Origin of the sequence: Rhodococcus sp. ENV425, from assembly GCF_002887785.1 — a bacterium.
Classification (GTDB): domain Bacteria; phylum Actinomycetota; class Actinomycetes; order Mycobacteriales; family Mycobacteriaceae; genus Rhodococcus; species Rhodococcus aetherivorans.
This window is the reverse complement of sequence record NZ_PCZU01000127.1, coordinates 1-13,460: the sequence shown is the minus strand read 5'-3', so window position 1 is coordinate 13,460 and position 13,460 is coordinate 1. Positions and strand designations below refer to the sequence as shown.

Annotated in this window: 11 protein-coding genes and 1 pseudogene; 9 read left to right on the top strand and 3 right to left on the bottom strand. The window is 71.0% G+C overall.

Translation table 11 applies throughout. The features are described 5' to 3' along the window. The 6 genes and pseudogenes from CQZ88_RS30775 to CQZ88_RS10125 form a co-directional block, all read left to right on the top strand. Positions 1-585: pseudogene (locus CQZ88_RS30775) on the top strand (lipase); the annotation flags it as partial. Positions 586-666: 81 nt separating this feature from the next. Beyond that, the gene (gene ettA, locus CQZ88_RS10145; RefSeq protein WP_006930524.1) at positions 667-2,340 is read left to right on the top strand and encodes an energy-dependent translational throttle protein EttA; all 1,674 of its coding nucleotides are present in this window, start codon (positions 667-669) and stop codon (positions 2,338-2,340) included. Further along, the gene (locus CQZ88_RS10140) at positions 2,333-2,749 is read left to right on the top strand and encodes a thioesterase family protein (RefSeq protein ID WP_065922675.1); all 417 of its coding nucleotides are present in this window, start codon (positions 2,333-2,335) and stop codon (positions 2,747-2,749) included. The genes ettA and CQZ88_RS10140 overlap by 8 nt, the downstream gene beginning before the upstream one ends. A 108-nt stretch (positions 2,750-2,857) precedes the next feature. Next, positions 2,858-7,681, top strand: coding sequence for an NAD-glutamate dehydrogenase (locus CQZ88_RS10135; protein ID WP_037201620.1), 4,824 nt, complete (start codon positions 2,858-2,860; stop codon positions 7,679-7,681). Positions 7,682-7,732: 51 nt separating this feature from the next. Next, positions 7,733-8,167: a thioesterase family protein gene (locus CQZ88_RS10130; protein WP_006930531.1), complete on the top strand. Its 435-nt coding sequence runs from the start codon at positions 7,733-7,735 to the stop codon at positions 8,165-8,167. After that, a complete protein-coding gene (locus tag CQZ88_RS10125; RefSeq protein ID WP_006930539.1) occupies positions 8,160-8,864 on the top strand; it encodes a hypothetical protein in 705 nt (234 codons plus the stop codon). Before CQZ88_RS10130 ends, CQZ88_RS10125 begins: the two co-directional genes overlap by 8 nt. On the opposite strand, the gene CQZ88_RS10120 is transcribed toward CQZ88_RS10125, so the two are convergent. The 3 genes from CQZ88_RS10120 to CQZ88_RS10110 are packed head-to-tail and all read right to left on the bottom strand — an operon-like array spanning position 8,851 to position 11,799. Beyond that, positions 8,851-9,774 carry a DMT family transporter gene (locus CQZ88_RS10120; RefSeq protein WP_006930541.1) on the bottom strand — a complete coding sequence of 308 codons (924 nt, stop codon included), beginning with the start codon at positions 9,772-9,774 and terminating at the stop codon, positions 8,851-8,853. The genes CQZ88_RS10125 and CQZ88_RS10120 overlap by 14 nt on opposite strands. Next, the gene (locus CQZ88_RS10115) at positions 9,762-11,351 is read right to left on the bottom strand and encodes a glycoside hydrolase family 13 protein (protein WP_043798962.1); all 1,590 of its coding nucleotides are present in this window, start codon (positions 11,349-11,351) and stop codon (positions 9,762-9,764) included. The genes CQZ88_RS10120 and CQZ88_RS10115 overlap by 13 nt, the downstream gene beginning before the upstream one ends. Before the next feature lie 55 nt (positions 11,352-11,406). Next, positions 11,407-11,799: a globin gene (locus tag CQZ88_RS10110; protein ID WP_006930544.1), complete on the bottom strand. Its 393-nt coding sequence runs from the start codon at positions 11,797-11,799 to the stop codon at positions 11,407-11,409. 174 nt (positions 11,800-11,973) lie between these two features. Here CQZ88_RS10110 and CQZ88_RS10105 point away from each other — a divergent pair, with 174 nt between their 5' ends. The 3 genes from CQZ88_RS10105 (at position 11,974) to CQZ88_RS10095 (ending at position 13,388) form a co-directional block, all read left to right on the top strand. Next, complete coding sequence (locus tag CQZ88_RS10105; protein WP_102799682.1) at positions 11,974-12,597, top strand: HNH endonuclease; 624 nt, start codon at positions 11,974-11,976, stop codon at positions 12,595-12,597. 64 nt (positions 12,598-12,661) lie between these two features. Further along, a complete protein-coding gene (locus tag CQZ88_RS10100; RefSeq protein ID WP_102799681.1) occupies positions 12,662-12,925 on the top strand; it encodes a hypothetical protein in 264 nt (87 codons plus the stop codon). Beyond that, a complete protein-coding gene (locus tag CQZ88_RS10095) occupies positions 12,912-13,388 on the top strand; it encodes a DUF5130 family protein (protein ID WP_006930552.1) in 477 nt (158 codons plus the stop codon). The genes CQZ88_RS10100 and CQZ88_RS10095 overlap by 14 nt, the downstream gene beginning before the upstream one ends. Positions 13,389-13,460: the final 72 nt, after the last annotated feature.

Below are 13,460 nucleotides of genomic sequence, written 5' to 3'. Positions count from 1 at the left end.
CACGCGGCGCTGCACACCGCGCACCGGGCCTCGTCGCGGGCCCCGGAGCTCGACTTCCGCGGCACCGTCACCACCGGGGCGCCGTCCAACCTCGAGCAGCTGTTTCCCATGGGCGGACCCGGATTCCCGGATCCGGGCTTCGAGGGTCTGGTGGCCTTCAGTTCCTACATCTTCGCCGGGCTCCGCGCCGCCCAGCCCGACCTGGACGTGAACAGCTACCTGACCCCGACCGGGCGGAAGTTCGTCGACGCGGCCGAACAGCTCTGCTACAACGAGCTGAACGCGCTCGCCGACGGGGTGCGGGTGGGTGAGCTGGCGGCGCTGCCGCTGTCCGCGGGCCGGTTCCCCGCCGTGTTCGCCGACTACCTCGGCGTCCCGACGAGCGGGTACGACCGGCCGGTGTTCCTCGCCCAGGGCATCCACGACACGATGGTTCCGGCGCCGCTGTCGGCCAAACTCGCAGCCGACCTGCGGGCGGGGGGCGCCGACGCCGACTACCGGGTGTACGTGGCCGGGCACAACACGACCATGACCCGGTCCCTGCCCGACACCACCCCGTTCGTGGCGCGGCTGTTCGGGTCGTAGCCGGCCCGCTCCCGGGTCCCGCCGGGCGGGCCCGGTCGTCCGGGATGTGGGTTCTGCGGGTCCGCCCGATACGCTGGACCTATGGCGGAGTTCATTTACACGATGAAGAAGGTGCGCAAGGCGCACGGTGACAAGGTCATTCTCGACGACGTCACCATGAGCTTCTACCCGGGTGCCAAGATCGGTGTGGTCGGACCGAACGGCGCGGGCAAGTCGTCCATCCTCAAGATCATGGCCGGGTTGGACCAGCCCAGCAACGGCGAGGCCTTCCTCGACCCGGAAGCCTCCGTCGGCATCCTGCTGCAGGAACCGCCGCTCAACGAGGAGAAGACCGTCCGCGGCAACGTGGAGGAGGGTCTCGGCGAGATCAAGGTCAAGCTCGACCGGTTCAACGAGATCGCCGAGCTGATGGCGACCGACTACTCCGACGAGCTGATGGAGGAGATGGGCAAGCTCCAGGAGGAACTCGACCACGCCAACGCCTGGGACATCGACTCGCAGCTCGAGCAGGCCATGGATGCCCTGCGCTGCCCGCCGCCGGACGAGCCGGTCACCCACCTCTCCGGCGGTGAGCGCCGCCGCGTCGCCCTGTGCAAGCTGCTGCTGAGCAAGCCCGACCTGTTGCTGCTCGACGAGCCCACCAACCACCTCGACGCCGAGTCGGTGCTGTGGCTCGAGCAGTTCCTCGCGAGCTACCCGGGCGCCGTCCTCGCCGTCACCCACGACCGGTACTTCCTCGATCACGTCGCGCAGTGGATCTGCGAGGTCGACCGCGGCAAGCTGCACCCGTACGAGGGCAACTACTCCACCTACCTGGAGAAGAAGGCCGAGCGCCTCGAGGTGCAGGGCAAGAAGGACCAGAAGCTGCAGAAGCGCCTCCGGGAGGAGCTCGAGTGGGTCCGGTCCGGCGCCAAGGCGCGCCAGACCAAGAGCAAGGCCCGTCTGGCCCGCTACGAGGAGATGGCCGCCGAGGCCGAGAAGTTCCGCAAGCTGGACTTCGAGGAGATCCAGATCCCGACACCGCCGCGCCTGGGCGACGTCGTGGTCGAGGTCGACCACCTCGACAAGGGATTCGAAGGCCGCGTGCTGATCAAGGACCTGTCGTTCACGCTGCCGCGCAACGGCATCGTCGGCGTGATCGGTCCCAACGGTGTCGGCAAGACCACCCTGTTCAAGACCATCGTCGGCCTCGAGAAGCCCGACTCGGGCACCGTGAAGGTCGGCGACACCGTCAGGCTGAGCTACGTCGACCAGTCCCGCGCGAACATCGACCCCAACAAGACGGTGTGGGAAGTGGTTTCGGACGGACTCGACTACATCGAGGTCGGCCAGAACGAGATGCCCTCGCGCGCGTATGTCAGCGCCTTCGGGTTCAAGGGCCCGGACCAGCAGAAGAAGGCCGAGGTGCTCTCCGGTGGTGAGCGCAACCGTCTGAACCTGGCACTGACCCTCAAGGAGGGCGGCAACCTGATCCTGCTCGACGAGCCGACCAACGACCTCGACGTCGAAACCCTGAGCTCGCTCGAGAACGCGCTGCAGAAGTTCCCCGGCTGCGCCGTCGTGATCTCCCACGACCGCTGGTTCCTCGACCGCACCTGCACCCACATCCTCGCGTGGGAAGGCAACGTCGAGGAGGGCAAGTGGTTCTGGTTCGAGGGCAACTTCGAATCGTACGAGGCCAACAAGGTCGAGCGGCTCGGGGCGGAGGCGGCGCGTCCGCACCGCGTCACCCACCGGAAGCTCACCCGTGACTGAGCCGGGGCAGAAGACCTTCACCTGCACGCTGGAGGTCCGCTGGGCCGACTCCGACCGTCTCGGGCACGTGAACAACACGAAGTTCGTGGAGTACATGCAGGAAGCCCGGATCAAGTTCCTGCAGAGCGGCCCGTTCGCGCGCGGCGCCGTGGTGGTGCGGAAGATGGACGTGGAGTTCCTGCGTCCGCTCAAGGACGACTCCGGCCCGATCACCGTCGCCATCTCGGTCCTGCACGTGGGCAACAGCTCGTACACCCTGCGGCACATGATCACCGACGTGCAGGGCAATCCGTGCGGCTCCGGGGACGCGGTGCTCGTCGGGTTCGACCCGCGCACGGAGACCTCCCGGCCGCTGTCCGCCGAGGAGCGGGCGGTTCTCGAGGAGTACGTCGCCGCGCCGGTCGCCTGACCACCCGGCGCGGGATTCCCCCCTCACACCCGGCGCCGCGGATAGGCTCGAACCAGAGCCTGTCCGCGGCGCTGCCGGTTTCCGGCGGCGAATGAGGGAGTGAGCACCATGGCCGAGTCCGCCACACCCCAGGGGGTTTCGTCGAACCGGCGCGGTGAGCTTTCGGCGGCCGCGCTCGAGGACGTCTATCGCCGCTACGCGGACACCCTCGACGCCCCCGATCCGGCCCTGTTCGCCCACCTGGACCTCGGCCGCGAGCGGAGTGCCGACGCCGTCCTGACCCGCGTCTACCGGCCCGGCGATCGGTGGGGCGTCGGCGCCGCCCTGCAGATCGTCACCGACGACATGCCGCTGCTCGTCGAATCCGTCATCGCGCTGCTGACCCGGCTCGGCGTCGCCATCCGCGAACTCGTCCATCCCGTCGTGTCCGTCCGGCGCGACGAGGACGGACGCCTGCTCGAGATGGTGGCCGACACCACGCCCCCGCACGGCTTCGTCGCGGAGTCGTGGATTCACGTCCAGCTGCACCCGGCCACCTCCGAGGCCACCCTCGACACCGTCGGCACCGAGATCGGCGGTGTGCTCGCCGACGTGCGGCAGGTCGGGGCCGACACCGCCGCGATGCTCGCCCGCGAACGCGATCTCGCCGTCGAACTCGACGCGCTCGCCGAGAACCCGCCGCCGCGGCACGCCGCGGAGGAGTTGCGGGAGACGGCGGCGCTGCTGCGCTGGCTCGCGCGTGGCAACTACACCGTCCTCGGTTACCGGCGCTACGACATCGTCGCCGACGCCTCCGGGACGCGGCACGCCCGCGCCGTGCCCGGCAGTGGTCTCGGGGTGCTGCGTTCCGACCTCGCCGCCGACGACGTGATCGACATGTCGGCGACCGTCGAGGCCACCGACCGGCCGCTGCTGGTGCTCACCCAGGCGTCCCTGCCTGCCACGGTGCACCGCTCGGTGTACCCGTACTTCGTGGGCGTTGCCGTCCTCGGCCCGGACGGTCGCGTCGTCGGCGAGCACCGGTTCCTCGGTGTGCTGGCCGTGACCGCGCTGCACGAGAACGTGCTCGACATTCCCGTGCTGGCGCGCCGGGTCCGGGAGGTGGTGGCCCGCGCCGGCGTGGAACTGTCGTCCTTCACCGGACAGGCGATGCTCGAGGTGCTGCAGGCGCTGCCCCGGGTGGAACTGTTCTCCGCCGACACCGACACCCTCTACGAGACCGTCACCGCGGTGGTCGCGATGCGCCGGCAACTGCGGTTGTTCCTGCGGGTCGACCCCTACGGCCGCTTCGTCTCGTGCCTGATCTACCTGCCCCGCGACCGCTACAACACACGGGTCCGGGTCGCGATGCAGCAGATCCTGATGCGCGAGTACGGCGGGGGTTCCATCCACTACACCGCCCGGGTCACGGAGGGCGACCTGGCGCTGCTGCACGTGACCATCCGGACCCCGCCGGGACAGGCCCTGCCGCGGATCGACACCTCCGAGGAGAATCGCCTGCGCATCCAGGCCCTGCTCACCGAGGCCAGCCGCAGCTGGGACGACCACCTCGCCGACCTGGCCGCCACCGACCACACCGTCGATCCCGTGCTGGTGCAGCGCTACGCGGAGGCGCTCCCCGACGGTTACAAGGAGGACTTCGACGCCGTCCGGGCGCTGGCCGACATCGCCCGCCTCGAGGCACTGCGCGACGGCAGCATCGACCTGCTGCTGTACCGGCCCCCCGGCGCCGACCCGCGCCGGTGGCGCTTCACGCTCTACATCGGCAGCGAGGGCATCACCCTCAGCCAGGTGCTGCCGGTGCTGCAGAGCCTCGGCGTCGAGGTGCTCGACGAGCGCCCGTACCAGATCATCCGCGCCGACCGGATGAGCTGCTGGATCTACGATTTCGGCCTGGTCCTGCCCGTCGACCTCGAACCCGACCCGAGGGTGACCACCCGTGTCACCGCGGCGTTCGCCGCCGTGTGGCACGGGCTCTCGGAGCCGGACCGGTTCAACGAACTGGTCCTGCGGGCCGGGCTGGGCTGGCGGCAGGCCATGATGCTGCGCGCCTACGCGAAGTACCTGCGGCAGGCCGGCTTCCCCTACAGTCAGTACCACATCGAAGGTGTGCTGCTCGCCGACCCGGACACCACCGCGCTGCTCGCCGAACTGTTCGAGGCGATGTTCGACCCCGACGAGGCGTCCGCCGACCGCGAGCAGGACGCCGCCGCCGAACTGGTCGGCCGGATCGACGCCGTCGTCAGCCTCGACGCCGACCGGATCCTGCGCGGTCTCTTCGGCCTCATCCGGGCGACGTTGCGCACCAACTACTTCGTGTCCGGCGACGACGGGGCCGTCGCGCTCTCGCGCGCCGACGCCGCGCCCGCCCGGGTCCTGTCGTTCAAGCTCGACCCGACCCGCATCAACGAACTGCCCCAGCCGCGACCGAAGTTCGAGGTGTTCGTCTACGCACCCGACGTCGAGGGTGTGCACATGCGCTTCGGCTCCGTTGCCCGCGGCGGCCTGCGCTGGTCGGACCGGCGCGAGGACTTCCGCACCGAGATCCTCGGGCTCGCCAAGGCCCAGGCCGTGAAGAACGCCGTCATCGTCCCCGTCGGTGCCAAGGGGGGCTTCGTGGTCAAGCGCCCCGTCGCGCCGACCGGGGACGCGGCCGCCGACCGGCAGGCGGTGCGCGCGCAGGGGGAGGCCTGCTACCGGCGGTTCATCGCGGGCCTGCTCGACGTCACCGACAACCTCGACCGCGCCCGCGGCGTGGCCGTGCCGCCACCGCGGGTGGTCCGCCGCGACGGGGACGACACGTACCTCGTGGTCGCCGCGGACAAGGGCACCGCCACCTTCTCCGACCTCGCCAACGAGGTCGCCCGCGAGTACGGGTTCTGGCTCGGCGACGCCTTCGCCTCGGGCGGCTCGGCCGGCTACGACCACAAGGCGATGGGCATCACCGCGCGCGGCGCGTGGGAGAGCGTCAAGCGACACTTCCGCGAACTGGGCGTCGACACGCAGAGCGAGGACTTCACGGTCGCCGGCGTCGGCGACATGAGCGGCGACGTGTTCGGCAACGGCATGCTGCTGAGCACCCACATCCGGTTGGTGGCCGCGTTCGACCACCGGCACATCTTCCTCGACCCCCACCCGGAGCCCGCCGCCTCGTACGCCGAGCGGCGCCGCCTGTACGACCTGCCCCGCTCGTCGTGGGCCGACTACGACGCGGACCTGATCAGCACCGGCGGCGGGGTGTGGGAGCGCTCGCTCAAGTCCGTCCCGCTCAGCCCCCAGGCCCGTAGCGTGCTCGGACTCGACGACGACGTCACCGAGCTCTCGCCCCCCGAACTGATCCGCGCCATCCTCCGGGCGCCGGTGGACCTGCTGTGGAACGGGGGGATCGGCACCTACATCAAGGCCGCCACCGAAACCGACGCAGACGTCGGCGACAAGGGCAACGACGCGGTCCGCGTCGACGGCGCCACCGTCCGCGCCCGGGTGGTCGGGGAGGGCGGCAACCTCGGCGTCACCCAGCGCGGCCGCATCGAGTACGCCCGGGCCGGCGGCAAGATCAACACCGACGCGATCGACAACTCCGCCGGTGTCGACTGTTCCGACCACGAGGTCAACATCAAGATCCTGCTCGACTCGATGGTCACCGCCGGCGCCCTCACGTCCACCGACCGCAACCCGCTGCTCGAATCCATGACCGAGGAGGTCGGGCGAATCGTTCTGAAGGACAACATGTCCCAGAACAATCTGCTCGGCTACTCCCGCACCGGCGCGCCCACGATGCTCGGGGTGCACCAGCGGCTGATCGCCGACCTCGTCGCCGAACGCGGTCTCGACCGTTCCCTCGAGGCACTGCCCGGCGACGCCGAGATCGAGCGGCGCCGCCTCGAAGGGGAGGGACTCACCTCCCCGGAGCTGTCCACCCTGCTCGCCCACGTCAAGCTCGCACTCGCCGACGACCTGCTCGACACCGACCTGCCCGACAGCGACACCTTCGCCGGCCGGCTGCCCGGGTACTTCCCGCGGCAACTGCGCGAACCCTTCCGCACCGGCATCAAGTCCCACCCGCTGCGCCGGCAGATCGTCGCGACGATCCTCGCCAACGAGACCGTCGACAACGGCGGGATCACCTACGTCTACCGGCTCTCGGAGGAGGCCGGCGCGTCGAGCACCGACGCCATCCGCGCCTACGCTGCCGTCACCGAGATCTTCGGCCTGCCCGGCCTGTGGGCGCGCATCCGCGCGGCCGACACGACCGCGGCCGTCGCCGACGACCTGCTGCTCGAATCGCACCGCGTCCTCGACCGGGCGTCGCGGTGGCTGCTGTCGAACCGGCCGCAACCCCTGGCCGTCGGTGCCGAGATCAGCCGGTACCGCGCGATGTTCGCGCGGCTCGCGCCGCGCGTGGAGGAGTGGATGCAGGGCCACCACGTACAGGACCTGAAGGAACGCGCCGAGCCGCTGCTCGCGCGTGGCGCCCCGGAGGAGCTGACGTGGGACGTGTTCCGCCTCCTCGACCAGTTCCCGCTGCTGGACGTCATCGACATCGCCGACATCGCCGAACGCGACGAGGCCGAGGTCGCCGAGCTGTACTACGCGATGGACGCGCACATGGGGATCGACTGGCTGCTGTCCGCGGTCACGGCCCTCGAGCGCGGCGACCGGTGGCACTCGCTGGCCCGGCTCGCCCTGCGCGACGAACTGTACGGTTCGCTGCGCACGCTCACCCTCGACGTGCTCGGCACCGCCGAACCCGGCGAGAGCACCCGCGAGATGATCGAGGACTGGGAGCTGACCAACGGCTCGCGGCTCGGGCGGGCGAGGTCGGCGCTCGAGGAGATCTTCCTGTCTGGAAATCTGGACCTCGCGACGCTGTCCGTGGCGGCGCGTCAGGTCAGGAGCATGGTGCGCGCCGGCGCACCCGACAGGAGGTAGGCAGTTGAAGCACGCCGGGGTGGAGCACCGTGGAGCCGCGGGGCCCGCGCAGTGAGGGACGCGACCGAGCAGTTCGGCTTCCACACCGCGGTGGAGGTGCGCTGGTCCGACATGGACGCGTTCCAGCACATCAACCACGCGCGCATGGTCACCCTCCTCGAGGAGGCCCGCATCCCGTGGCTGTTCGCCGACGGCCGGCCCACCGTGAACCTGCGGGAGGGTGCCGTCATCGCAGACCTGCACGTGCGGTACCGCGGCCAGTTGCGGCACGAGGACAGCCCGCTGGACGTGCTGATGTGGGTCGAGCAGGTGCGGGCGGTCGACTTCACCATCGGCTACGAGGTCCGGCCCGGCGGCGCGCCCGCCGACGCCACGCCCTCGGTGGTCGCCTCCACCCAGATCGCGGCGTTCGACATCGGCACCCAGCGGCTGCGCCGGCTCACCGGCCCCGAACGCGAGTACCTGCAGCGGTGGCGTCGTGGCTGATTCCCTCAGTGCGGCCGGGACGTCACCCGAACGGTGGCTGCAGGTCCCGGACCCCGCCGACCGCTCCGACCTCGTCGCGTTCCTGACCCGCGCGGTCCGGCTCGACGAGGCCGCTGTCGTGCGGCTGCGGCAACGCCCCGACGGGCTGCTCTCGGCGTGGGTGAACACCGGGTTCGACGCCCTCGCCGCCCGGGTGCTGCGCGGCACGATCGCCCCGGCGGACACGACCGTCGCCGCGGACGGGCTGCGCGCGGCCCTCGTCGCCGCCGGCGGCGACGGGATGGACCCGGGGTGGGCGATGGACTCGGCGTGGCGCGGGGCCCTGCCTCCGGATGCCGGGTACGTCCACCTCGACGACGTCCCCGCCCGCGTCCTCGTGGACCTCGCGCAGCGCGGCGTCACGCTCAGTCGCGAGCAGGGGCAGGGACCGCCGTCGTCGCTGCTGGCGCAGGAGGTGCTCGAGGTCGCCGGTGGGGGAGAGCGGGCCGGGGTGCCGATGCGGCTGGTGTTCGCGCTCAACGCCATGGGCTTCGTGCCCACGGGCGGTGCCCCCGCGACAGCGGAGATCGACCTCGACCGGATCGACCCGGCCGAAGTGGTGCGCGTGCGGGCGTCGGCGACATGGCTGCGGCTCGACGCCCGCTACGGATCCGTGTACCTCCGCCGCGGCGGAGGTCTCGGCCTCAGCGTGCGCTGACACCGCCGCCGAGATTCCGGCCCAGCAGCGTCAGCGCCGCGACCACGACCACCGTCCCCGCGAGGGCCACCGGGCCGAGCCGCTCGCCGAGCACCAGCACACCGAGCACGGCCGCCACCACCGGTTCCGCGAGCGTGAGGGTGGTCACCGCCGCGGGCGACAGCGTGCGCAGGCCGAGCGCGAACAGCAGGTAGGCGAGCACCGTGGGGACGAGGGCGAGATAGACGACGGTCGTCGCGCCGGCCGCGCTGTCGAGACCGCCCGGCCACTGTGCCAGCAGGATCGCCGCCATGGGCACCGCCGCCAGCCCGAACATCGCGCCCATCGACGCGGCCGGGGTGGCGCCGCGGCCGAGCAGCGCGGCACCCGCGACGGTGTACGTCGCGTAGCCCAGGCCGGCCGCAAGCGCGGGCAGGGCCCCGGCCGCGACGGAACCGGCGCCCGCGGAGGTGCCGCCGCCCGATCCGGCGACGATGAGGACGAGCCCGACGACCGCGATCGCCGTCGACACCGCCCACACGCGGCCGGGGCGGCGCCGGGACACCAGCCACTGCAGCAGCCCGGTGAACGCCGGTCCGGACCCGAGCGCGATCATCGTGCCCGCCGCGACGCCCGCGGTCTGCACCGCGGTGAAGAACCCCAGTTGATACATCACCACGCCGCCGGCGCCGAGCAGCGTCGGCAGCCGGCGGCCCGCCGGGAACAGCGGGCCACGGGCCCGCGCGAACAGCGCGAGCACCGTCCCGGCCAGCACGATGCGGCCCGCCCCGACCGCGACGGCGTCCAACGGGACACCGAGCGCACGCGAACCGAGGGCCTGCGCGGTGCCCGTCGTCCCGAACAGGGCGGACGCCGCCAGCACCAGGGCGACCGCGCTCGCCGGCGAGCGGTGTGCGGTCAGATCAGCCACGCCGCGCCGTTGCCGGGCAGCTGCCCGTCCACCAGCGGCGCGCTGGACAGGATCACCGTGCCCGGCGGCATCTCCACCGGGTGCTCGGTGGTGTTGAGGGCGCAGATCAGCCCACCGGAGCGGCGGAACGCCAGGCACCCGGGCGGACTGCCGTACCAGTCCACGTCGGCGCCGTCGAACTCCGGCCGCCGACGTCGCGCCTCGAGCGCCGCCCGGTACAACGACAGGGTGGACGAGACGTCCTCGAGCTGCGCCTCGACGGTCAGCCCGGCCCACGTGTCCGGCTGCGGCAGCCACGTCTGCGATGCGCTGGTGAAGCCGAACGGCGGCTGCGTGCCCTCCCACGGCATCGGGACCCGGCACCCGTCCCGGCCGCGGTCGGTGTGCCCGGACCGCTCCCACACCGGATCCTGCAGCGCGTCCTCGGGCAGGTCGTCGACGTTGGGCAGGCCGAGTTCGGCACCGTTGTAGAGGAAGGCCGCACCGGGCAGCGCCAGCTCGACGAGGATCATCGCCCGCGCGCGGTCGCGCCCGAGCGGACCGCCGCCGTAGCGCGTCACCTCACGCTCGATGTCGTGATTGGACAGCGTCCACGTCGCGACCCCGCCGCTCGGCGCGACCGCGGCGAGCGACACGTCGATCGCCTCCCGGATCTCGGCGGCATCCCACCGCGCGAGCGCAAGATGGAAGTTGAACGCCAGGTGCAGTTCGTCGGGGCGCAGGTACTCCGAGAACAGCACGTGGTCGTGCACCCAGATCTCACCGACGGCCACCGTGTCCGGATACTCGTCGAGCACCGAGCGGATCCGGCGGTGGATGTCGTGGACCTCGGCGTTGTTGAACCGCGGGTCGTCGTCGAAGTGCCGCAGCAGCCGGTTCTGCTCCCAGTGGTCGAAGTCGGGTAGCCCGCCGGGCTTGGCCATGCCGTGGGCGACGTCGATGCGGAAGCCGTCGATGCCGCGGTCCAGCCAGAACCGCAGGGTCTTCTCCAGGTCCTCGAACACCTCGTCGTTGCGCCAGTTCAGGTCCGGCTGCTCCGGTGCGAACAGGTGCAGGTACCACTGTCCGGGGGTGCCGTCGGGTTCGGTCACGCGGGTCCACGCGGGGCCGCCGAACACGCTCGGCCAGTTGTTGGGCGGCAGGTCGCCGTTCGGCCCGCGGCCGTCGCGGAAGTGGTACCGGGCCCGCTCGGGGCTGTCGGGTGCGGCGACCAGCGCCTCCCGGAACCAGGGATGTTCGGAACTCGTGTGGTTGGGGACCAGGTCCATCATGACGCGGATCCGGCGGGCGTGGGCGGCCTCGACGAGGGCGTCCAGAGCGGCGAGGTCGCCGAACAGGGGATCGACGTCGCGGGGGTCGGACACGTCGTAGCCGTGGTCGGCCATCGGTGAGCGCATCACCGGGTTCAGCCAGATCGCGTCGACCCCCAGCAGCTCCAGGTATCCGAGCTTGTCGCGGATCCCGTCGAGGTCGCCGACGCCGTCTGCGTTCGAGTCGGCGAACGAGCGGGGGTACACCTGGTAGAAGACGGCGTCCGCCCACCAGCGTTGTGCAGGGGTGCCGGGGGGAGTGCTCACAGCCACCCATAGTGCCAAACCGACAGGTGGGCCACGACTCGAACGTGGCCGGCCCTCAGATCGGCGAGTTCATCATCGAGTCCGCCGCCATCTCCATGTACGCGATCAGCTGGCTGCGGTGCTCGTCGTCGAGCGTCTGCGAGTCGATCGACGCGATCGCCGTGTGCATGCAGCGCAGCCAGGCGTCGCGTTCGAGCGGGCCGATCCGGAACGGGTGGTGACGCATCCGCAGCCGCGGGTGCCCGCGCTCGTCCGAGTAGGTGCGCGGTCCGCCCCAGTACTGCTCGAGGAACATCCGCATGCGCCGTTCCGCCGGGCCGAGGTCCTCCTCCGGGTACAGCGGGCGGACGATCTCGTCCTCGGCCACTTCCTCGTAGAAGCGCGCCGTGAGCTTGCGGAATGTCTCGGCGCCGCCGACCGCGTCGTAGAAGGTCTGCTCGTCACTCATCAGTTCTGCTCACCGTCCCTCTCGCTCGTCCATTGTGCCGGTTCCGGGAGTGCGCGCCCCAATCGGACGTCTCCGGCACGGGATGTTCACCTCCGGGACCCGGAAAGTCGTCAGAATCGGCGTGCGACGTGCGTAGATCCGTGGTCCACTTGTGAGCAGTCTTCCGGAGGTCGTATGAAGCACCGACGCATCGCACATCGACAACTCCCGCCCGCCGACGCCCACAACGGGGCGCCGGGGGCCAACTCCCTGTGTGTCGTACGCGACGACGCTGTCCCGGACTGGGTCAAACGCCGCGTACTTCTGCTCAACGCCACCTACGAACCGCTCACCGCGCTGCCCGCCCGTCGCGCGGTCGTGCTCATGGCCGGCGGCAAGGCCGACACCGTGCACGAGGATCCGCTCGGCCCGCTGGTGCGATCCGCGGAATGGGCGGTGCAGATTCCGTGGGTGATCCGGCTCCGGAGCTTCGTGCACGTGCCGTACCACGCGCGGGTGCCGATGACCCGCGCCGCGCTCATGCACCGCGACCGGAACCGGTGCGCCTACTGTGGCGCCAAGGCCGAGACCATCGACCACGTGGTCCCGCGCAGCCGCGGCGGTGAACACTCGTGGGAGAACTGCGTGGCGTGCTGCGCGTCGTGCAATCACCGCAAGGCCGACAAGTTGCTCAGCGAACTCGGCTGGACGCTGCGCGCCGCGCTCGTGCCCCCGAAGGGCCGGCACTGGCGGCTGGTGGCGACGCTGCCGGAGCTGCATCCGACCTGGTTGCCGTACCTGGGCGAGGGCGCGGCCTGATCCCCGTCGCCGCAAGTCGGGGCAAGCGCGCCGGGATCGCACATGCTGGGCTACCGTTTGCGATGTGAGCATTCTCGAGACAACCCTCATATTCGTTGCCATCCCGGTGGCGATCATCGTGATACTCGGGGTCTTCTCCGTCTTCACGAAGCCGGTTCCGGGCACGCGGCCCGCCGAGTACAAGCTCGGGGACAAGTGGGACCACGATCCGATGCTGTGGAGCGCGGTCGACGAGGTCACCACGCGCGGCCACCACGGTGGGCATCATGAACTCGTCGCCGGCGCGCCGGTCGACCCGATCGGAGGTAGGGCAAGTGGCAAGTGGTGACGTGATGCACAGCCGGACGGCTGTGGCTCCCGCGGAACTGCCGTACGGTGCGGCGCTGACGGCGAGTGGCCGGATCTCCCGGACCCGCCCCCTCGACGGCCTGTTCGAGGGCCCGCCGTTCCGCGACCGCGACATGATCGCTCTCGACGATGCGCTCACCGAGGCCACCCGGGCGACGAAGGTGCGCTTCAACGTCTACGTCGCGGACGCCACCGACCCGGCGGCAACCACCGACGCGGTGTTCCCGACCACGCCGGAGGCGCCGAACTCGGTGCTCATCGCCGTGTACCCGAACCAGCGCTCCATCGAGATCCGCAGCGGCCGCGGCGTCGCGGACCGCGTCGACAACCGGGTCACGCAGCTCGGCGTGACCGCCGCGATCTCGTCGTTCGGGCAGGGCGACCTGATCGACGGCATCGTCAGCGCAATCCGCGTCATGGCGAACGCGATCACCGCGCCGTAGTTCCCCTCGCCTCTGTGGCCGAATGTCACATCACGTCGATCGGGGCTGACTCAGGTGGTCCATGCGACACGC